Source organism: Streptomyces sp. NPDC048352 (assembly GCF_040651895.1).
GTDB lineage: Bacteria > Actinomycetota > Actinomycetes > Streptomycetales > Streptomycetaceae > Streptomyces.
Map to the genome: position 1 here is coordinate 1 of NZ_JBEZKZ010000048.1, position 20,751 is coordinate 20,751.

Consider the following 20,751-nt stretch of genomic DNA (forward strand, 5'->3'; position numbering starts at 1 on the left):
CCACCCGCTGGCTCCGCCACGCGGCCGCGGCCCGCGAATCCCCACCCACTCCGGAAGTGTGGGGGTGCGGCGGCCCGGGGCCCCCTCCCCCCCTCCTCTCGCTCTACGACTACGCGCTCTTGAACTCCTGGCGCTGCCGGCCGAGCTTCTCGATCTCCAGCTCCACGACGTCGCCCGCCCGCAGGTACGGCTTCGGCTCCGGCTGGCCCATGGCCACGCCCGCCGGGGTGCCGGTGACGATGACGTCGCCCGGGTACAGGGTCATGAACCGGCTCAGGTACCGGACGACCTCACCCACCGGGAAGATCTGGTCCGAGGTGTTGCCGTCCTGCTTCAGCTCGCCGTTGACCCACAGTTTCACGTCCAGGACCTGCGGGTCCGGGACCTCGTCGGCCGTGACCAGCCAGGGGCCGAGCGGGGTGAAGGTCTCGCAGTTCTTGCCCTTGTCCCAGGTGCCGCCGCGCTCGATCTGGAACTCGCGCTCCGAGACGTCGTTGACCAGCGTGTAGCCGGCGACGTGCGCGAGGCCCTCCTCGGCGGAGGACAGGTAGCGGGCGGTGCTGCCGATGACGACGCCGAGCTCGGCCTCCCAGTCGGTCTTCACGCTGCCGCGCGGGATGAGCACGGTGTCGTCGGGGCCGACCACGGTGTCCGCGGCCTTCAGGAAGAGGATCGGTTCGGCCGGCGGCTCCGCGCCGATCTCGGCCGCGTGCCCGAAGTAGTTCAGCCCGATGCCCACGACCTTGCCGATGCGGCCGACCGGGGACCCGATCCGCAGCCCTTCCGCGTCCAGGACCGGCAGCTCGCCGCCCGCCGCGGCCTCCCGCACCCGGGACAGCACGGACGCGTCGGACAGCAGGGCGCCGTCCACATCCGTGATCAGGCCGGACAGGTCCCGCAGGGTTCCGTCCTGGCCGAGGAGCGCGGGGCGCTCCGACCCGACGGGTCCGACACGCAGCAGCTTCATGGGCATTCTCCCGTGGTCGTGGGTGGTCGGCCCGTGGGCATGCCGAAGGGGCGGGCATGGCGGCACGAGCCGGCCGATGGGTTGCGGCCATCGGAGGATTGGCTGATCCTCCAAGAAGTCCGACCAATCCGCAAGACCCTGTTCACAGACTGGAACGCTCGGCTCCGTCCCCCGCTCCGCTCCCTGCTGCGCCCCTGTCCCTGCGGTGCTGGAGCCAGGCGCGCTCGGCGACCGACCAGGCGGTGGTGGTCAGCAGATACAGCCCCGCGGCCAGCGGGACCACGGCCGCCGTGATCAGCGTCCCGAACGACAGCAGGGGCAGTACGCCGCCCAGCTTGCGCATCGCCGCCAGCTGCTCGGGGCTCGGCGCGGCCGGAGCGGCCCCTCCCCCGCCGCCGCGCTGCGCGCTCGCGGGCAGGCCGACGGGCACGGCCGGTGCGGCCGCGGCGGCGCGCCGCCCCCGTACCGCGCTCCAAGCGGCCACCGCCGCGATCGCCGCGAACAGGCCGAGGAACACCAGGCCCTGCGCCCCGAACGGGCCGCCCTCCTCCAGCGCGCCCGTCCAATGGGCACCGAGCGGCGCGGCGAGGAGCCGGTGCTCCATCAGCTCGCCGCCCGAGGAGAAGGACCGGTACATCAGGAAGAACACCGGCAGCTGCAACAGCATGGGCAGGCAGCCGGCCGTCGGCGTCGCCGCCCGGAACGCGGCCCGGCCCAGCGGGTACAGGGCGAGCCGTACGAGGACGGTGAACAGCACGATCGCGGCAGCGGTCGCGGACTCGGCCAGCACCGGCTCCAGGAGCCGGCCCAGCTCGACGACAAGATCAGTGAAAACGGACACGCGGGCCCTCCGAAGGGTCTCGTCACACGTCGAAAAAGGTGCGTTTCGGCGTGACGACCCGCGAGGGGCGACAACAGTGATCGTTCAGCAGAAGGCAGCAGGTACTGCGCGCCCCTACGCGGCCGTCAGGACGAGACGGCCGGGCGCCCTGGGCCGAGACCGGCCCGAGGCGTCGGGATCGCGCTGCGGCAGGAACGCCGTGCGCTGCTCGCGATCACGGATCGCGGTGCGTATTCGGTGGGGCGGCACGGGCCGTACGAGGCACGCGGCCAGCGCGGCGGCCCCCATGGCGACGGCAGCGGCCAGGACGACCACACCGGCGGCCAGCCCCGCCTCCCCCGACACCATCCCGAGCAACCCGCCGAGCAGCAGCAGCGCGACGAGCAGCCGGGCGGCCCGCGAGGAACCGAGGAAGGACAGCACGGAGGAGGACCGCACGGAGGAGGACCGCACACCGGCACCGACGCGCCGAGCCGACATCCGCCCCACCCCCTTCCTCACCCGTACGGGAACTCACGATCGATACTAACGGTCGCCACCGACAACGGTCTTGAGGGTCCCCCACACCACCAGCCGGTACCGGGAGGTGTACTCGGGCGTGCACGTCGTCAGCGTGATGTACGAGCCGGCCGCGCCGTACCCGTACCCGGGCTTGACCGCACTGCGCGGCACCGGCGCGATGACCCCCACGTCCCCCGCGCTCGTCTCCCCCAGCACCTTCCCCACCGCGTACACGTACCGCCGTCCCCGTACGTCGACGTACAGCTCGTCCCCCTCCCGCAGCCGGTTCAGGTACCGGAACGGCTCCCCGTGGGTGTTGCGGTGCCCGGCCAGCGCGAAGTTCCCCTGCGTGCCGGGCTGGGCGGTGCCGGGGTAGTGGCCGGCGTACCCCTTGTCCAGCACCGCCCGCTTGTCGACCCCCTCCGCGACGGGCACGGCGAGCCCGAGCCGCGGAATGCGCAGCACCGCGTACGCCTCGTCGCGCGCCGGAGCCGCCCGTGCCGGGGACCTCGGCGGCGCGGACCTCGCCGGGGCCCCGGCCGGAGGCAGGGCGGAAGGCCCGCCCGAGGCGCCCGCGGAAGGCCCGCCCGGCGGAGCGGCCCGCGAGTCCCCCGGCACCGGATCACTGGAGGGATGGCTCCCGCTCGAATCCCCCTCGACGACGACCGGAGCCCCACCCGCCGGCCCGCCCCACCCCTCCTCCAGCGCCCGGACCCGCTCCTGCGCGGCTGCCACGGCCTGCCGGTTCGTCCACCACACCTGGTGCACCACCAGCAACGCCACCACCACCCCCAGCGTGGTGATCGCCTCGGCACCCACCCACAGCAGCCCCGCGAGACCGGCCCGACGCCCCCGCCGGCCGCCTCCCTGCACCACCACCCGCACGCGCTCCCGCACGGGCCGCACCCTAAGACCTCCCCCCTCAACTGACCAGCAGCAGTACGGTGTGAACCATGCGCCCCGACACGCCTGCCGAGCACATCGCCGAAGCCGAGCGCCTCATCCGCACGGCGTCCCGCTACCCCGAGGACCAGGAGCCCCTGCTCCTCCAGGCCGCGGCCCACCTCGAACTGGCCGACGCCCGGGACCGCGCGAGCGCCCTGTACGACCGGCTCCTGGCCTCCGCCCCCGCCAACCCCCACCTGATCAAGGCCCTCCAGGCCGCGAACCTGTGGGAGTACGGCCACGAGGCCGAGGCCCGCGCCCTGATCTCCGGCATCCGCGCGGCCGCTCCCGAGGACCCGGCGCCCTGGGAGGTCATCGCCGAGGCCCTGGAGGCACACGACGAGCTGGAGGCCGCGCACGAGTGCTTCACGGAGGCGGCCACCCTCCTGATCCCGGAGTCCGCCCCCCTCACCCGGGCCACCACCGCCCTCCTGACGGGCCGCCACCGGGTACGCCGGCTCCTCGCCCTCCCCCACGACGACTGGGACATGGTCGCCGACACCCGCCACATCGGCCCGATCCCGCTGGACGAGCTCCACGACCCCAAGCGCATCTGGGCCCTGGGCTCCGACGACCCGGCCGAGCTCCGCGCCGAGATCGCCCGCCTGCGCGCCGAACTGGGCGACCGCCGAGCCGCGCTCTCCCGCCCCTTCCCGGTGGCGATCCTCCACTGGCCCCAGCGCGAACTGGCCGAGCTCCTGACGAGCTACCCCACCCTGGCGGCGGAGTACCCCTCCCACGAGGCCCACCTCGCCCGCGTGGAATCCTCCCTCCGCGCCCTGGCCGCCTCGGGCACCACCAACCTCGGCATCGTCACGGGCAGCGTCCCCTCGTACGAGGCCTTCGCGGCCTCGGAGAAGACCTCCCCGGCCTCCCCGGCCCTCCTCCCGGAATACGCCACCACCCTGGCGGCCCGAGGCAAAGCCACCCCCTGGCCCCCCACCCCCACCTCCCCCTGCTGGTGCACCTCGGACAAGCCGTACGCGGAGTGCCACGGGGCTTCTGCCCCGGACGCCTGATCGAAAAGGCCTTCGGTCGACCGCCTACGCTGTGGGGCAATCAGGCAGAGCACGGCGAGAGACGGCGGTTGGGCATGGCGGTGACCGGAGCGGGTGCAGGGCTGACATCACTGGAGGTCTGCGCGGGTGCAGGTGGCCTCGCCCTCGGGCTGGAGGGGGCCGGCTTCACGCCCGTGATCGCCCTCGACAACCGCCCCGTCGCCTGCGAGACGCTGCGCCTCAACCGCCCCGAGTGGAACGTCCTGGAAACCGACCTGCTGGACTTCGACCCGGTCGATCACCAGCAGACCTACGGCGTGGACCTGCTGTCCGCAGGGCTGCCGCGGGTGAAGGCCACCGCTGCGATCAACCGCAGTCGTGGCAGTGACCTGGAACTGGAGATCCTCCGTGCCACGATCATGCTGATGCACGGGGTCCAGCCGCGGGCACTGCTCGTGGAGAACGTCCCGGACCTGGTCACGAAGGACACCTACGCCCCCATTCGGGAAGAAATGGAAAAGGAGCTCGACCACCTCGGATACCGGTACGAGTGGTTCGTGCTGAATGCCGCGGACCACGGGGTTCCACAGGATCGAAAGCAGGGTTTCCTCGTCGCATTCGCGAGCAATGTGACCAGTCGTTTCGAAAAGCCGGAGCCCGACCTGGAAGACATGGTCACGGTGGGTGAGGCCCTTCTCGAGTCGATGGCTTCCCGAGGCTGGGACCGTGCCGAGGAATGGGCCGCCCAGGCCGACCGCATCGCGCCCACCCTCGTCGGCGGTTCGTGGGAGCGTGGCGGGGCAGACCTCGGGCCGACCGGCTCCAAGAAGGCCTGGGCGAAGATGGGCGTCGACGGCGGGACGGTCGCGGACCAGGTTCCCGGTGCGGACTTTCACTGGGACCCCGAGCTCGGACGGTCCGGAATGATGGCCCTGACCGTCGAGCAGGCCGCGAAGCTGCAGGGCTTCCCGCCGGAGTGGCAGTTCGCCGGCAAGAAGACCGCTCGATACCGGCAGGTGGGGCACGCCTCGCCGCCGCAGGTCGGCAGGGTCCTGGGGGACGCCATCGCCGCGGCCCTCCGGGCCTGACCGCCTCTCCTCGCCGGCCGTTTCCGGGCACTCGGTGCCGGCGAGCGCCGGCGGCCGACTAAACTGCCTCCCCATGAGTTCCGTGCCGCCCCAGCCTGCATCCGCCGACCCGGCATCGATCGTCCTGGTCGATCTCTTCGCGGGACCTGGCGGGCTGGACGTGGCCGCCCACTGGCTCGGGATTCCCACCCTCGGGATCGAGTGGGACTCCAACGCGTGTGCCACACGCACCAAGGCCGGACTCGCCACGGAGTCGGGCGACGTTCGGAATTACGGTCCGGAGAAGTTCCCCAACGCCAAATACCTGGCGGGCGGTCCGCCCTGCCAGACCTACACGGTCGCGGGAGGGGGGGCCGGGCGTCGGGCACTGGACCAGGTGCTCGCCTTCGTGGCGCGGATGGCCGCAGATGAACCCTTCCACCTGATCAAGGAAGACCTCGTGCAGCTCGAGGACGAGCGCACCGCCCTCGTCCTCGAGCCCCTGCGCTGGGCACTCGGCGCCGAGGCTGCCGGCCACCCGTACGAGGCGATCGTCCTGGAGCAGGTTCCGGCGGTGCTGCCCGTCTGGAAGGAAATGGCGCTCGTATTGAACGCCCGCGGCTACACGACGGCCGTCGGCATTCTCCATACGGAGGAATTCGGCGTTCCGCAGACCCGCCGCCGAGCCATCCTGATCGCACGACGCGAGGAATTCGGCCAGGCAGCCCTTCCCGAGCCGACCCACCAGCGCTACCGCAAGGGCGTGCCGCGCAAGCCCCAGGCCGGCGAGGGCGTGAAACCCTGGGTGACCATGGCGGACGCCCTCGACCGCAAGGAAGCATTCGAGGTCGTCTCCAATTACGGAACGGGCGGCGACCCCAAGGCGCGCGGCCGGCGCTCGTGGAACGAGCCCTCGGCCACGGTCACCGGCAAGATCTCCCGCAACCGCGTCGTCACCTCCAGCGGGGAGTCCCGGTTCGACCACGCCGCGGCAGGTCGGCTCCAGACCTTCCCCCGGGACTACCCGTGGCAACCGAAGGACGTGCCCCAGCAGATCGGCAACGCCATCCCGCCCCGGCTCGCCGCCCACGTGCTCGCCGCGGCTCTGGGCAGGACGGTCGACCCCGATTCCCTCGACGCGTTCGTCAGGCTGGACTGGGAGACGAGCAAGCGGGGCAACCTGGTTACGACGCCCCTGGCGGAGGGCCCGAAGGACTCCGCGGAAGGCGCCGTTCCCCAGGCTGATCCGCTCCCCCTGGACTCCTGAGCCTCAGGCTTCCTTGCGCCCCCGCTTGCGCGGAGGCGCTTCCTTCGCCAGCCTCTCGAACAGCGGAAGCAACGCCTGGACCGTCTCGTCCGGCACCTCGCCGTCGTCAGGGCCTGAGGGCAGCCGGTCCCACGGCACGACGGGTTCGTCCTCCGCCTCCGCGATCCAGTCGGACAGCCCCACGCCGTCGTGAGGGGGAGCCGGCGCAAGGACGTCGTACACGAGCGTGCTGCCCGCCGAGTTGACCGCGGCCGAGAAGGCGTTGACCCAATCGCCGACCCCGCCTGGCTGTTCCGCGAGACGCCGTTCCAGCAGGAGGATCATTGCCCGGGCGGTGGGTCGGTGGTCGATCACGTCCAACCGCATGGTCGTGTTCAGTACGTCCTGTACTCGGCAGGCGACCTCCACCGGGTGGTAGTCCTGGCCGTTGCGGAACAGCTCCGCGGCCCACCACAACCGTGCGAAGACCTGGGTGTAGTGCGGGCCGACGAAGCGGGCCGCAGCAGTCGTCCCCGTGCCCCCGTGGCGCCAGACGACGTAGTCGGGGGCGACCAGCGCGGCCAGGAAGTTCCACAGCCTCGGATCCGCGGCCTCGGCCCGGGTCATCCGGAGAGTCGCGTGGAGCCTGGGCGCCAGCCATCCGTCGGCCTCCGGCGGACTCTCGGGAAAACGCCGCATGGCCTCCTCCACGAGCACGCGGACTGGCCCGGTCCGCCGACGCCGCTCATGATTCGGGTACGCGGATGCCTTGCCAAGAGCCGCGGGCGGGGGGACCGCCCGCCCGGACAGCACGTCGCCGCCGAGATGGGGGGCGAGGGCGACTTCCGCGAGCAGGCCCACGTACTCGGGGACTGCCCCCGGGGCGAACCGAACAGACATGCCCATCACCTTTCGCCCTGATCGACGGAGCGCACGGCGTCCGTCAGCTTCTTCGCCGTCCGGCCACGCCGGCCCGCGGCGTAGAGGACGCCCGTCTGCAGTTCCGCCCATCCCGCGCCGCGGCGCCGACGCTCCTCGACCTCGCGCAGGGCGTCCTGAGTGCGTAGCCCGGGAAGTACGTCCGGCAGCATCGCGCGCAGTACCGTGCCCCGCCACCCCTGTGGGATCAGCGGCGTGCCGTCCTCGTCCGTCTCCGGGTCCGTGCTCGCCGCGTGGAACATGGCCGTCCACGCGTCCTGGGCGATCTGGCCCGCGACCACGTCGCGCAGCATGCGCTCCGCGGGCGAGCCGCCCTTGCCGCCGAGGACGGCCGGCAGCCCTTCGACTCCGGCCGAATTGAGGTACACGGTGGGCAGCTCCGCGGCGGTCTCGATCACCCACGGCGCGTCCTTGAACGGGCGGAGCCACTCGTACGGGCCTTCTCGGAAGTCCGCCTCCACGATCTCGACCTCGCGCCGGCGCTTCGGCACGGCGCTGCACAGGTCCACGTACCAGTCCTGCTGCGTGGATCCGACGAGGCGCCCGGGTACCTCACCGACGGTTGCGACGACGGCCAGGGCCAGAGCGGCCCGTTCCCGGTACATGCCCCGGGGCAGCTCCAGTGTTCCCCGCAGCACGCCATGCGTGCCGTTGAGGCGGACAGCGATCCGGGAGTTCGTCGCCTTCTCCGTGAGGACGGCGAGGCAGACCACGTCCGACCAGGGCCCTTCCACGATCTCCGCAGCTGGCAGCCGGGCCTCCAGGCGCAGCTCGGCGAGCTCCCAGTCGGCGCGACCGGAGCGGTCCAGGCCGACGGTCCGCTCCGTGCGGGAGACGTGAGCGTACGGCAGATCCATACCGTCGACGCGGACGGACAGGACGTCCAGCTCCACGTCTCCGAGGAGCATCGGGTAAGGGGCGAGCGGCCTCACATCGCACCTCCGCGGCTCTGCACGACGTCGACGACCAGCCGGGCAAGGCCGCCGTGGACGGGATGGGTTGCGGGATCGGTCACGCCGCCGAACACGGCGGTGCGCACCCCCGGCGGGATGACCAGGTCGCCTCCGCGCACCTCGCAGTTCTCCTGCCCTACGAGCGTGGCCCAATCGACGGAGGGACGCCCGCCTGAGCGCACGTCGAACTTGGCGACGGGCGTGAGCACCCAGGGATCCGGGGCGTGCGGCACCCGGAGTGCCACGGTGACGTGCCATGCGCCGGTGGCGTCGACTTCCGCCTGGGCGGTGCGGACCGACGGGAACGACTGCGCACCGCGTCCGGACGTCACTCGGCCGGCATCCAGCTGCAGGAGTTCACGCAGTACGGCCGGGCCCTCCCCGCCCCGGACCTCCCGCCGGCCGACGAGTGCGCGGACCGCCTGGTCCGTGTCGGTGCGGAACTCGGCGAGGCGGGTCAGTGCCCCGCGCTGGTAGAGGGTGCGCAACTCCGCCGTGCGGTCCCAACGGTCGTGTTCCGGGGGCTCCGAGGCGCGCAGGAACGCTTCCGCTGCAGCGACGTCCGGGGTCTGCCGTCCCGTGGCGTACCCGGCCAGCAGGACCGCCTGAAAGGCGGGTGCCCCCAGCGGTATTTCGCGGGGGCGCCGCTCCATGACCGTCATGCGGTTGCCGCGCATGCACACGACGCGATTGGCAAGCTCGTCACCTTCGGCGGCGGGGGTGACCAGGAGGACGGCGTCATGCGGATGCTCCCCTGAACGGCCGCCTCCCTCCGCTTGGCGCAGGGCAGGTACACGGAGCGGTACCGCCGCCTGGGCGACCTGGTCGCCGGCAGTGAGCTCAGACACCGTATCGCCGTCGTAGTAGGCCTGCAGCGCCCGGGAGAGGGCGGGATGGTGAACGTGCGGGTCCACACGCTGTTCCGGGATGAGCACCTGTCCGTTGCGCAGGGTCGTGACCCGCACGTCGAGCAGCGGGCCGTGTCCCCGGCCCCCGACCATCGCGGCCCAGAAGCCATCGGCCAGGGACTTGACGAGCTTGTCGTGCATGTCCCTCAGGGACTCCGCGTCACCCGACGCGTCGTGCGCACCGACGATCAGGAAGGACGTACCCGGCTCGTTCCCCGGACGCTCCAGGCGCAGGTCTCGGACCGTCTGCTCGTCCGCCCACCAGGAGCGTGCGATGTCCTTGCGCGCCGGTGACGTGTCCTCCTCGCCGAGCCAGCCGGGCCCCGCGTAGGCCACGCCTGCAACCTCGCGCCAGGGAAGTTCCAGCCGGCCCACCACACGCCGCTGCACCCGACCCTCGTGGGGTTCGGAGAGGGTGGAGTTGGCCAGTACGAGGCCGAAGCGGCTGGTCGCCCAAAGTGTGGCCTTGCCGAGCCCGTACGATCCGCCGGCTCGGCCCGCGGTCCGCTTGTGGCTGTCCAGTTGCCGGCGCACGACCGCCGCGTAGCGCCCGTCGCCGTACTCGTCCCCGGTCAGTCCGGAGGCGTTGAAGTCGTCGATGCGCAGCAGCAGCATGCTCCGGGTACTCGCCAGGTCGTCCAACGCCGAGCGGAGGCCGCGGGCGACCTTCTGGTCGGAGGAGGCGGCCTCCTCGAAGTGTTCGCGGAGCTCGGACCAGCGCAGGGCCGGCAGGAAGGCGTCGAGGTGTTCACCGACGAGCTCCTCCAGTGTGTAGTGGACCCGCACCGGGGCGGTCGAGTCGAGGCGCTCGTCGAGAGAGTTCTGCGTGGCCTCGCGGGCGAGCACGGAGAGGTCCGCGTCGAAGGCGAAGATCGCCGGATTTCCGTACTCTCGCCCGCCGTCGGGGTGTCCCAGACGGTGTCGCCAGACAATGGGCATGCGGACCACGACGTCGGTGGTGCGGTTGTAGACGGATGCCGTGTCCGTGCCAAGGACCCTGGCGATCTCACGCTTGGTCTCTTCACGCGGCTCCGCGCGACCGGTGATCCAGGCGGAGACGGCCGCCCGCGTGAGCTGGAGCTCTTGCGCGAGGCGCGCCTGGGACATCCCGGCCCGGCGCAACTGCCGTGCCAGCCAAGGCCCGAAGTCCTCGGCTCCGCGCTCGGTCACATGCCCTCCTCGGCGTCTCCCGTGTACCTGCGACCGTCGTCGCCGATCGCCACCAGGGCACCCTACCAGGGCATTTGACATCTACCTCAGTGTCAAAAACCATTGAACATCCACGAAGGTCGGCACTCCCCGGTCAGAGATGTTCATTTCATGGACGTGATCCTCACCGTCCGGTTACGGTTGTGATCACCGTGGACTGGGACGGGCGTCTATCCCAACTACCGCTGTTTGTGGTGCCCTTGTACGCGCCAACGAGCTTGAGGAGCGAACCCCTTCGTGAACGCGCCCCCGGAGAGTCGCCTGCTGCGCACGGTCTCCGAACTCACCGATCTCTCCTTGCAGACCTACGCCGTCAACCCCGCGCGGGCGGAGGAGGACGCGAACGGCGAGCGCCGCATCCATCAGGGTGGATACGGGGACCGGCAGGTGTTCGAGCTGGTGCAGAACGCCTCGGACGCCCTGCGCGGCCATCCCGGCGGGAGGATCCACGTCGTCCTGACCAAGGACCACCTGTACTGCGCGAACGAGGGCGAACCACTGACACCGGAGGGTGCGGACACCATCCTGCGCATGGGCGTTTCAAAGAAGCGCAGCGGGGAGGTCGGGCGCTTCGGCGTGGGGGTGAAGTCCGTGCTGTCCGTCACCGACTGTCCCGAGTTCTTCACCCGAGAACACGGATCGTTCGGCTTCGACGCCAACTGGTCCCGCGCCATGATCCGCCAGGCCATCGACACCGCACGGGCGGCGGCGGGACTGCCCGACTTCGCCCTCGGAGACACTCCCGTTCTGCGTCTCGCCCGACCTCTGAACACCGCGCGGGAGCGCCTCGCCGACCCGGTCCTCGACGAGCTCCTCACATGGGCGGCGACGGTGGTCCGACTTCCACTGCCCGTCGACAAGGACATGGACGAGCGGCTGCGGCCCGACCTGCACCAGTCGCCCGAGGAGCGCCGGGCCGCCGAGAAGGAGTTCCCCCGTCTCTTCCCGCTCTTCTCCAACCACGTGGGCGTCGTGCGTCTGGAGGACCGCCGGTCGGTGCCCTTCGTGACGCGTGAGATCACCGTGCAGCACGAGGGCGCGAAGCACACCGTCCACGAGTCCCGCGGTGGGGCCCAGGGACACACCGAGCACTACCGGGTCTTCACCGTCCCCCACGAGGTGAGCGCGACCGCACGAGAGGGCGCGGGGGAACTCCACCGTCACGCCACCATCGACGTGTCCTGGGCCGTTCCCGAGTACACGGAAGACGCCAAGGGACACCTCCAGGTGCCGCACAGCCGCGGGGCCTTCTGGTCGTTCTTCCCGACCAAGTACCCCACCACCCTGCGCGGCGCGCTCAACGCGGCGTGGAAGACGAACGAGGACCGCCAGAACCTGCTCGACGGCAGCGACCTCAACGAGGAACTGATCGGCGTCGCCGCCGGCCTGGTCGTCGACTCCCTGCCCCAACTGGTGGAGCCCGCAGACCCGGCGGCCTACCTCCCGCTGCTGCCCGGCCGGTCCAAGGAGTCCCCGAACTGGGCGTGCGCCATGCTGACCGAGCAGGTGTGGGAGCTGGCTGCCGTGCGCCCCTCCCTTCCCGACCAGGACGGCGTCCTGCGCTCCCCCGCCGACCTCCGCATCCACCCCGAGCCGATCGGCGAGAAGCTCGGCCCGGAGGTCCTGGAACTGTGGGCGGCGCACCCCGGACGTCCCGCGGACTGGGTCCACCGGTCCGTGGAGGTCGACCGCGACCGCCGCGGCAAGATGAACCACATCCTCGGTGCGGCCGGCAGGCAACGCGCCGAAGTCCGAGAGTGGTTGGAGGCCCTCGTCGAGGACGGAACCCCGAAGTCCTCGGCGGCCGCCGTCCGCGTGCTCGCCACCGTGATCGAAAACGCCTCGTCGCTTCCGCCCGGCGAACGCATCGCCGTGGTCGCGAATGCCCGCTCGGCCCGCATCGTGCTGACCTCCGACCACGGATTCGCCGCACCCGGCAGCGGCCGGGTCTTCCGTCGCACGGGCGCGGACGGCCTGGCCGACGACCACATGTACGTGCACGAGGCGATCGCCTCCGACCCCGACATGACGCCGTACCTGGAGGCTGTCGGAATTCACCAGGCCGACGCCGAGGGTCGCTTCCACAACGTCCTCGACAAGGGGTTCGCCGGCTACGACGACGACGCCTGGACCCGGTTCTGGGAACTCCAGGCCGAGGCGCACGGCGCGGCCCGGGCCTCGGTCCTCCTGGAGAGGATCCCGCACGTGGAGCAGACGCTGAAGGTCAGGACGATGGACGGGGGCTTCCGTCTGATGATCGACTGCCTGCTGCCGGGCGAGGTGGTGCCGGGTGACGGCTCCCGCGACGCCGCCGTGGCCGTCGACCTCGGGTTCCACGACCGCGACGTCCTGCGTGAGCTGGGCATGCGGACCGCGCCCGGAGGCGGCCACGACCCGCGCGGGGACGAATGGTTCGACGGATACCACGCGGCCATCCACACCGCCTACTGCGAAGGCCTCGAGGCGAAGGCTCGGCGTGTCCAGCTCCAGACCGTCGTCCTGACCGGGCGCGAGGTCGCCGGCCCTCTCCACCTCTTCGACCGGCTCTCCCCCCTGGGCAGGGCCGCCTTCCTCGACGCCCTGCCCACGGAGGCCCTCGTACCTCACTGGACCCGGCAGATCGGCGGGTCGGTGCGGACCCGCACCAAGGTCGTGTCCCCGATCCTCTGGCTCCTGCGGGACCGCGGCACCGTGCGGACTTCTCTCGGCGTGGTTCCCGTGGCCGAGGCGGTGGGCCCCGAGCTCGCCCCGTACGCACGCGTCCTTCCCGTCACCGATCTCGAACCCGACAAGGCGAGCCGCCTCGGGTTGCCGTCCTCCGTCGAGTCGGTGCGATCGGAGCTGTGGGCGGAACTCCTGCAGAAGGCGGACGACAGCGAGGACGACGAGCTGGTCGGGAGCACATACGCCCTGCTCGTCGAGGTCGCCCCCGCCCTGCTGACCGGGCGCGGGACGGTCCGGTGCCGTGTCGGCACCGACTGGGAGCTGCGGCCCGCCTCCGAGGCGGCGCTCGCCACCTCCCGGGAGGACTACGAGGAGCTGATCCTCGAGAAGCACCCCGCCCTGCTCGTCGACTCCCCCGAGGACCACACCCGGGCCGAGCTCCTGATCGCGAAACTGGGGCTGCGGCGGGTCTCCGAGGTGATCGAGAAGCAGGTGCGCGCCGTCCCCGCCGGTGACGCCGAGGTGCTGACCGCCCTGTTCCCGGTGCTCCGCCAGAGGTTCGGCAGGAACCGCGTGGAGGGACTGCAGGTCCAGCGCTGCACGGAACTCGAAGAGGTCGTGCGCACGCCGAACGGCACTCGCCTCGCCACGCTGCGGCGCCACCGCCAGGACAGAACTCTGCTGGTCCTGTTCGACGCCGGCCAGGAGGAGGTGCTCCTGGCGGCCGACGCCGCGTTCGGCTTCGGTCTCGGCACCACCGGTCGCCGCGACCTGCTCGAATCGCAGCGTCGTCAGCAGGAGAACGAGGAGCGTCAGGAGGCGCTGGCGCGCATCCGCGCCGCCGAGGACCCGATCGACAAGATCGGCCTGCTGGTCGGCGAGGAGAAGCTGCGGCTCGGGCTGCCCGCCGGGTTGATCGAAGGCGAGCCGGAGGGTACGCAGCCCGACGCCCGCCGTATCGCCGAACTGGCCTACCACGCCCACGGGTACAGCATCCTGCGCGTCCATGCCAAGGACATCTCCGCCCGCCACGAGGACGCTCCCCCCACCTTCGACGGGCTGGGCCCCGCCCTGCGATTCGTCGCGGACCTGGGCTTCCCCGATGCCTTCGCGGGTGCCCGGCTGCCCTCGCCCCCCGCCCGCGAGGAGATCCACGGGCCCCGCCCCTTCCCACCGCTGCACACTTACCAGGAGCGCCTGGCATCCAAATTCACCGAGCTGCTGTCCTTCGCCACCCCCCAGCGGGCGATGCTCACGCTGCCCACAGGGGCGGGCAAGACGCGCGTCACCGCCGAGGCCGTGATCCGCTGGATCCGCTCCTCCGGGACGCCCACCGGCCCGATCCTGTGGATCGCACAGACCGACGAACTGTGCGAGCAGGCCGTGCAGTCCTGGAAGTTCGTGTGGACGCAGGTCGGCGCCGACCAGCCCCTCGTCATCGACCGGCTGTGGAAGAGCAATGCCGCGACACCCGTGACCGGACGCCCTCATCTGGTGGTCGCCACCGACGCGAAGCTCGCGCACTGTCTCCACACCGACGAGTACGCATGGCTGCGCGAGGCCTCGCTGGTCCTGATCGACGAGGCGCACGTCGCCATCTCTCCGGAGTACACGCGACTCCTGGAGGGGCTGGGGCTCACGCACCGCGAGACCCCGCGACACCTCGTCGGCCTCACGGCCACGCCGTTCCGCAACGACACCGACCTGACCCGCCGGCTCGTACAGCGCTTCGGCAACCGCCGGCTCGACGAGGGGATCTTCCTGGGCGAGCCCATCCCGTACCTCCAGTCCATCGGCGTGCTGGCCGAGGTCGAGCACCGCGAGCTGGCGGGCGCGGCGATCCGTCTCGAGGACCACGAGGTCGACGCCATCGAGCAGTTCGGTGGCTTCCTGCCCAAGAAGGCGGAGCAGAGACTCGCCGAGGACGCAGGCCGCAACCGCATGCTGCTCGACGAGATCGCCGCCATGCCCGCGGACTGGCCGGTGCTGGTCTTCGCCACTTCCGTGGCCCACGCGGGCCTCTTGGCGGCGAAGCTCAACGACATGGGGATCTCGGCCGCCTCGGTGGACTCGTCCACGCCCTCGGCCGTCCGGCGCAAGCAGGTGGAGGATTTCCGCTCCGGCAAGCTGCGGGTGATCACCAACTACGGAGTGCTGTCACAGGGGTTCGACGCTCCTGCCACGCGCGCGGTGGTCATCGCCCGGCCCGTGTTCAGTGCCAACGCCTACCAGCAGATGATCGGACGAGGCCTCCGCGGCGAGAGCAACGGCGGCAAGAACACCTGTCTGATCCTGGACGTGCGCGACAACATCGCGAACTTCCGCAAGGACCTGGCGTTCACGGACTTCGAGTACCTGTGGCGAAAGGACGTCCGGTGACCGTCTCCACGGACATCACCCCGACCCCTGACCAGCGGGCCGTGATCACTCTCCCCTGGGAGGCGCGCGCGCTGGTCACCGCCAGGGCCGGTTCGGGGAAGACCACCACGCTGACTTATCGCATCGAGCACCTGACCGGAACCGAGGGCCTCGAAGCCTCCGAGATCCTTGCCCTGACCTTCTCCCGCAGCGCCGTCCGGGCGCTGCGAGAGCGGGTCGACACCCGCACCGGCTCCGCTCGCCGGGTGCGAGCCCAGACCTTCGACGGCTGGGCTTTGACCGTGCTCAAGGAGGAGGACCCCACGCGCACCGACCTGGCGGAGACCTCCTACGACCGGCGCATCGAGCTGGCGACCCAGGCGATCGAACGGGGGGCCGTCGAGTCCTCCGAGCACGGTGCCCCGGCGCACATCGTCCTCGACGAGGTCCAGGACCTCGTCGGGGTCCGCCGGGACATGATCGAAGCCCTTTTCGACAGACTGGGTGACAGTTGCGGCTTCACGGTCGTCGGCGATCCCGCCCAGTCGATCTACGGGTTCCAGGTGTCGGACCCCGTCGAACGAGCGGAGGAGACCAACCGGTTCTTCGACTGGTTGCGTGTGTCGTACGTCGACGACGTGCAGGAGTTCGTCCTCGACTGCAACTTCCGCACCCGCACTCCGGAGGCGCGCATTGCGCTCGAGCACGGACAGCGGCTCGCGGATTTGCCGCGTGACATCCGCCGGTCCGCCGTGGCGGCCACCCGCATCCACAGCGAGCTCCGCGCGGAGCTCGCCGCCGCCCCGGCCTTCGGATCGCTGGAAGAGGCCTTCGTACGCGACTCCTTGATCGAATTCGACGGAACCACTGCCGTCCTGTGCCGGAACAACGCCCAGGTCCTGCGGCTCTCCGAGGATCTGAACCGGCATGCGATCCCCCACCGCATCCAGGCCTCGTCCCGCGCCCGGCCGGCCCCCGCCTGGGTCGTCGGGCTCCTCACCGGCACCGGCGCGGCATCCCTCACCGAACAGCGCTTCCGCGAGCTGCCGGCACTCGCCACCGCGGCCGTGGAACCCGACCGGGCGTGGCGCTCCCTGCGCCGCGCCGCGGCCGGTCCCCGCAATACCCTCGACCTCTCCGCCCTCCGCAGCGCCGTCGCCGATGGGCGGCTGCCCGACGAACTCACGGCTCCCGCGTCACATCCACTGGTGATCTCCACGATTCACCGTGCCAAAGGCCTCGAATTCGATCGGGTCCTGATCACCGAGCCCGAACCGATCGGCCCCCAGGGCGGACGGGAGGACGACCCGGTGTCCGAAGCCCGACTGCTGTACGTGGCCATGACCCGTCCCCGCGACGATGTCTTCCGGATCGCCCGCCCGGAAACCTGGCCGTTGCGCCGGCACGCGGCCACCGGCCGCTGGTACGCCGGAGGGCATCAGTCCTACGTGCGTGCCGGGGTCGAGGCCGGCGAACTCGACGTGGACACGGAGGTGCCCGGCGGGGTACGCGAGCCCTTCGCCGACCCGGTCGGCGTGCAGCGCATCCTCGTCGACGAGGTCCGCCCCGGTGACCCGGTGACCCTGCGGAGGCTGCACTCGTTGCCCTCCGCCGTGGACGAGACCCCGCCGTTCGGGCTCTTTCACCGGGACCGGCCCATCGGCGAGATGTCCCGACGCTTCCGCCAAGACCTGTGGCGGCTGCTCCGGCGGGGCGAGCGGTACCGCGTGGAACGCTGGCCCTCCCTGATCGAGGGGATGCGCATCGAACTCGTGGAGACCGTGGTCGGCTCCCCCTCCACGACCGCCCGCCACGGACTGGGAGACCGAGGCGCATGGCTGGCCCCCCGGCTCAACGGCCTGGGCCGCTTCGACTGGACCCACTGCGAAACCCTCCCGGAAGGAAGCCCGACCCCGTGAGCTCCACACTCCGCGACGCGCACTACTCCCTGCGACAGGACCTCCGCACGGCACTCCGCGCGGACCTCCTGGGGCCGCGGCAGGGCGATACCGAGGTCCTTTCCTACGACGCCCCCGTCACGGCCTACCCGATCGGCGTGCTCTTCCCGCAGCAGCACGGTGAGGCCGGCTCCTCCGAGGAGGCCGAGGGGGTCACGCCCGACGTCGTCCGAGGCGACGACGAGGACCGCGACAACGCCGACACCGGTGTGGCGCTGGCAGGCCGGCGCAAGCCGTCCTCCATGGGAATGACCTTCGCTGCGGATCCGCAGCTCGCCTCCTCGCTCAACGCGGCTGTCCGCATCGCAACGTACGTGCCCGAGGACGAGAACGGCGCGCCCGTGGAGCCGCGCCGCGGCGACGCCCGCACCACGGAGCAGCAGCATGAGCGGTGGCGCCGCAACCCCGTGACCTGCCCGCCGACCCCCATCGACCTGACACTCCCGGGCAGCCGCCCGCCGGTCGATCTGTACCCCGGGCTGGAACTACGCGTTCTGGTCCGACCGCAGGCCCCGGACGGCACGGTCACGGTCACAGTCACCCTGGTGAACACCCACCGCACCGGCGAGTACGACCTCCAGGACGCGTACTGCTTTTTCCAACCCGAACTGGAAGTCCACGGGCCCACCGGGTCCAGACCCTTCGTGGAACGACAGGGCACCGGGCGTGCGGTGGACGGGGAGCTCTCCCTCAGCCGCCTGCTGCACCGCCACGCCCCCCACTTTGCGACCGGGCACGGGTGTTCCGTGGCCTGGGACTGGACGCCCCACGCCATCGGGGAAAGGCCCGCCGCGCGGGCATGCGTGGCATCCGTGCGCACGGAGTTCGTACCCACGCACGAAGTCCTGCTGACGGACTCCAATCCAGCCATCGACGACGCGGCTCTGGGCATGCTCGGCCTCGGGAACGGCGGCCGGGAAGAGGTCGTACGCGCCCTGGGACGCCTCCTGGACGGCTACGAGGAGTGGATCACGGCACGGATCAAGGAGACCGCCGAGCTGACGGGCACGGACCACCACCCCGCAGCCGAGCGACAGGTCGTCCTGTGCGAGGAGGCGCTCGGACGGATGCGCCGCGGACTCGCCCTCCTGGCGGACACCGAGCAGCCGGAGGTCCTCGAGGCCTTCCGACTGGCGAACCTCGCCATGGCCGAACAGAGGGCCCGGACCTCGTGGATCAAAGGCGGCAGAAAGGGTCGGCCCGAGGCCGGGGAGGGCCGCTGGCGACCCTTCCAGATCGCGTTCCTCCTGCTCTGCCTGGAGGGCATCGCCACCCCGGACCACGAAGACCGCGGCCTGGCCGACTTGCTGTGGTTCCCGACGGGTGGCGGCAAGACGGAGGCGTACCTCGGTCTGATCGCCTTCACCGTCTTCCTCCGTCGTCTGCGCGACAGCGAGGGTGGCGCCGGCGTGACGGTCCTGATGCGCTACACGCTGCGACTGCTGACGCTCCAGCAGTTCGAGCGGGCGACGTCGCTGATCTGCGCCATGGAGCAGATCAGAGGTCGGCGCGTCGACTCGCTCGGATCGGTCCCCGTGTCGATCGGCATGTGGGTGGGGGCGTCGGCCACCCCCAACCGTCTGGAGAACGCACAAGAGCGGCTCGACGACCTCGCGAAGAGCCCCGGTCGGCCCCTGCAGAAGGAGAACCCGGTCCAGCTGCACACCTGCCCGTGGTGCGGCGATCCTCTGGGCCCGGAGAACTACGAAGTGCGGACGGAGGTCAAGCGCATGCTCGTGCTGTGCTCCAACGTGGAGTGCAGCTTCTCGTTCGGCTCCGGCCTGCCGGTGCACCTGGTGGACGAGGCCGTCTACGACGCCCGTCCGACCCTGGTGATCGCCACGGTCGACAAGTTCGCCTCGATGCCGTGGCGACCGGAGACCGCCGCGCTCTTCAACCGCAACGAGGACGAGCACGTCAAGCCGCCCGAGCTGATCATCCAGGACGAGCTGCACCTGATCTCCGGCCCCCTGGGGACCCTGACCGGTCTGTACGAGACGGCGGTGGACATCCTCGCCGACCGACCCAAGGTCGTGGCCTCCACCGCCACGATCCGTCGCGCCGGCGAGCAGGTCGGCGCCCTGTTCGACCGCCGGGTGACCCAGTTCCCCCCGGCGGGGCTCGACTCCCGGGATTCCTGGTTCGCCGTGGAGGCCCCGCGGTCGAAGAAGGCCTCACGACGCTACCTCGGACTGCTCACTCCCGGCACCAGCCAGGCCACCCTCCTCGTCCGCACCTACGCAGCCCTGTTCCACGCCGTGCACCGAGCGGCCAGTCAGGACGATGTACGGGACCCCTACTGGACCCTCGTCGGCTACTTCAACAGTCTCCGACTGCTCTCGGCGGCCGATCTCCAGGTGCGCGACGACGTCCAGGACCGTCTCGAACTGCTGGCCACGCTCGACGGCCTGCCCGACTCGCGAGCGACGCCCGCGATCATCGAGCTGAGTAGCCGGGCCGATGCGAGCGACATCCCGGTACGGCTGAAACTGCTGGACCGCCCCCTGGGGCACCCCGACGCCCTCGACGTGCTGCTGGCCACCAACATGATCTCCGTCGGCGTGGACATCGACCGGCTCGGGCTGATGGCGGTGATGGGCCAGCCGCAGACCACCGCCGAGTACATCCAGGCGACCAGCCGCGTGGGGCGCAGCCACCCCGGCCTGGTCACCGTCATGTTCAACTCGGCCCGCTCCCGGGACCGCTCGCACTACGAGGAGTTCCCCCGGTTCCACTCGGCCCTCTACCGGGAAGTCGAGTCGACCAGCGTGACGCCGTTCTCGGCCCCGGCCCGCGACCGGGGCCTCCACGCCGTGGTCGTGGCGCTCACCCGGATCCTGATCCCGGTGGCCCAGCCGAACATCGCCGCCTCCCAGATCGAGGGCTTCGTCGATCGGATCGACTCGGTGGTGCGCCCGCTCGTCCTCGCGCGGGTGGCGGCCGTCGACCCCACCCAGGTCGAGGCGACCGCTCGTGGCTTCGACGAGTTCACCGAGTGGTGGTGCACGACTGCGGCCGAATGTCCTGAGCTGGTGTACGAAGCCCGGCACGGCTCCGGCCAGACGGCCCTCCTCGGCGGCTTCGACGATTCCGCCGAGGAGAACCCGGGGATCGGCTCTTGGCCCACCCTCTGGAGCCTGCGCGACGTGGACGCAGAATCGACCCTCTTCCTCGAGAACCCCCGGACGGAGCGCTGA

General features: G+C 71.2%; 13 protein-coding genes. 6 read left to right on the top strand and 7 right to left on the bottom strand.

The features are described 5' to 3' along the window. Nucleotides 1-109 precede the first annotated feature (109 nt). From AB0D45_RS23095 to AB0D45_RS23110, 4 genes are all read right to left on the bottom strand, one after another. A complete protein-coding gene (locus AB0D45_RS23095) occupies nt 110-967 on the bottom strand; it encodes a fumarylacetoacetate hydrolase family protein (protein ID WP_362462024.1) in 858 nt (285 codons plus the stop codon). A gap of 142 nt (nt 968-1,109) precedes the next feature. Next, nucleotides 1,110-1,808 (bottom strand): YidC/Oxa1 family membrane protein insertase, encoded by a 699-nt coding sequence (locus tag AB0D45_RS23100; protein ID WP_362462027.1) that lies wholly within the window; start codon nt 1,806-1,808, stop codon nt 1,110-1,112. A 114-nt stretch (nt 1,809-1,922) separates the two neighbouring features. Next, nucleotides 1,923-2,288 (bottom strand): DUF6412 domain-containing protein, encoded by a 366-nt coding sequence (locus AB0D45_RS23105; protein WP_362462029.1) that lies wholly within the window; start codon nt 2,286-2,288, stop codon nt 1,923-1,925. Nucleotides 2,289-2,333: 45 nt separating this feature from the next. After that, the gene (locus AB0D45_RS23110) at nt 2,334-3,206 is read right to left on the bottom strand and encodes a class E sortase (protein ID WP_362462032.1); all 873 of its coding nucleotides are present in this window, start codon (nt 3,204-3,206) and stop codon (nt 2,334-2,336) included. A gap of 56 nt (nt 3,207-3,262) precedes the next feature. Between AB0D45_RS23110 and AB0D45_RS23115 the strand changes: the two genes are divergently transcribed. The 3 genes from AB0D45_RS23115 to AB0D45_RS23125 all read left to right on the top strand — a co-directional run bounded on the left by AB0D45_RS23115 (nt 3,263) and on the right by AB0D45_RS23125 (nt 6,586). Next, nucleotides 3,263-4,273, top strand: a complete 1,011-nt coding sequence (locus AB0D45_RS23115) for an SEC-C metal-binding domain-containing protein (RefSeq protein WP_362462035.1) — start codon at nt 3,263-3,265, stop codon at nt 4,271-4,273. Between the two features lie 74 nt (nt 4,274-4,347). After that, the gene (locus tag AB0D45_RS23120; protein ID WP_362462038.1) at nt 4,348-5,340 is read left to right on the top strand and encodes a DNA cytosine methyltransferase; all 993 of its coding nucleotides are present in this window, start codon (nt 4,348-4,350) and stop codon (nt 5,338-5,340) included. A gap of 73 nt (nt 5,341-5,413) precedes the next feature. Further along, nucleotides 5,414-6,586, top strand: coding sequence for a DNA cytosine methyltransferase (locus tag AB0D45_RS23125; RefSeq protein WP_362462041.1), 1,173 nt, complete (start codon nt 5,414-5,416; stop codon nt 6,584-6,586). A 3-nt stretch (nt 6,587-6,589) separates the two neighbouring features. On the opposite strand, the gene AB0D45_RS23130 is transcribed toward AB0D45_RS23125, so the two are convergent. The 3 genes from AB0D45_RS23130 to AB0D45_RS23140 are packed head-to-tail and all read right to left on the bottom strand — an operon-like array spanning nt 6,590 to nt 10,535. Continuing rightward, on the bottom strand, nt 6,590-7,465 hold the full coding sequence (locus tag AB0D45_RS23130) for a DUF6339 family protein (RefSeq protein ID WP_362462044.1): 876 nt from the start codon (nt 7,463-7,465) through the stop codon (nt 6,590-6,592). A 5-nt stretch (nt 7,466-7,470) separates the two neighbouring features. Further along, nucleotides 7,471-8,412 (bottom strand): hypothetical protein, encoded by a 942-nt coding sequence (locus AB0D45_RS23135; protein WP_362462047.1) that lies wholly within the window; start codon nt 8,410-8,412, stop codon nt 7,471-7,473. A 20-nt stretch (nt 8,413-8,432) separates the two neighbouring features. After that, nucleotides 8,433-10,535, bottom strand: a complete 2,103-nt coding sequence (locus tag AB0D45_RS23140) for a helix-turn-helix transcriptional regulator (RefSeq protein ID WP_362462049.1) — start codon at nt 10,533-10,535, stop codon at nt 8,433-8,435. 276 nt (nt 10,536-10,811) lie between these two features. Between AB0D45_RS23140 and AB0D45_RS23145 the strand changes: the two genes are divergently transcribed. The 3 genes from AB0D45_RS23145 to AB0D45_RS23155 are packed head-to-tail and all read left to right on the top strand — an operon-like array spanning nt 10,812 to nt 20,751. Then, the gene (locus AB0D45_RS23145) at nt 10,812-15,617 is read left to right on the top strand and encodes a DEAD/DEAH box helicase family protein (protein WP_362462051.1); all 4,806 of its coding nucleotides are present in this window, start codon (nt 10,812-10,814) and stop codon (nt 15,615-15,617) included. Next, the gene (locus AB0D45_RS23150) at nt 15,614-17,515 is read left to right on the top strand and encodes a UvrD-helicase domain-containing protein (RefSeq protein ID WP_362462054.1); all 1,902 of its coding nucleotides are present in this window, start codon (nt 15,614-15,616) and stop codon (nt 17,513-17,515) included. Before AB0D45_RS23145 ends, AB0D45_RS23150 begins: the two co-directional genes overlap by 4 nt. Continuing rightward, complete coding sequence (locus AB0D45_RS23155) at nt 17,512-20,751, top strand: helicase-related protein (RefSeq protein ID WP_362462057.1); 3,240 nt, start codon at nt 17,512-17,514, stop codon at nt 20,749-20,751. Before AB0D45_RS23150 ends, AB0D45_RS23155 begins: the two co-directional genes overlap by 4 nt.

Coding starts and splice junctions, on each gene's coding strand:
- AB0D45_RS23125 (WP_362462041.1), top strand. CDS start 5,414: ATGAGTTCCGTGCCGCCCCAGCCTGCATCCGCCGACCCGGCATCGATC.
- AB0D45_RS23095 (WP_362462024.1), bottom strand. CDS start 967: ATGAAGCTGCTGCGTGTCGGACCCGTCGGGTCGGAGCGCCCCGCGCTC.
- AB0D45_RS23135 (WP_362462047.1), bottom strand. CDS start 8,412: ATGCTCCTCGGAGACGTGGAGCTGGACGTCCTGTCCGTCCGCGTCGAC.
- AB0D45_RS23120 (WP_362462038.1), top strand. CDS start 4,348: ATGGCGGTGACCGGAGCGGGTGCAGGGCTGACATCACTGGAGGTCTGC.
- AB0D45_RS23115 (WP_362462035.1), top strand. CDS start 3,263: ATGCGCCCCGACACGCCTGCCGAGCACATCGCCGAAGCCGAGCGCCTC.
- AB0D45_RS23130 (WP_362462044.1), bottom strand. CDS start 7,465: ATGTCTGTTCGGTTCGCCCCGGGGGCAGTCCCCGAGTACGTGGGCCTG.
- AB0D45_RS23105 (WP_362462029.1), bottom strand. CDS start 2,288: ATGTCGGCTCGGCGCGTCGGTGCCGGTGTGCGGTCCTCCTCCGTGCGG.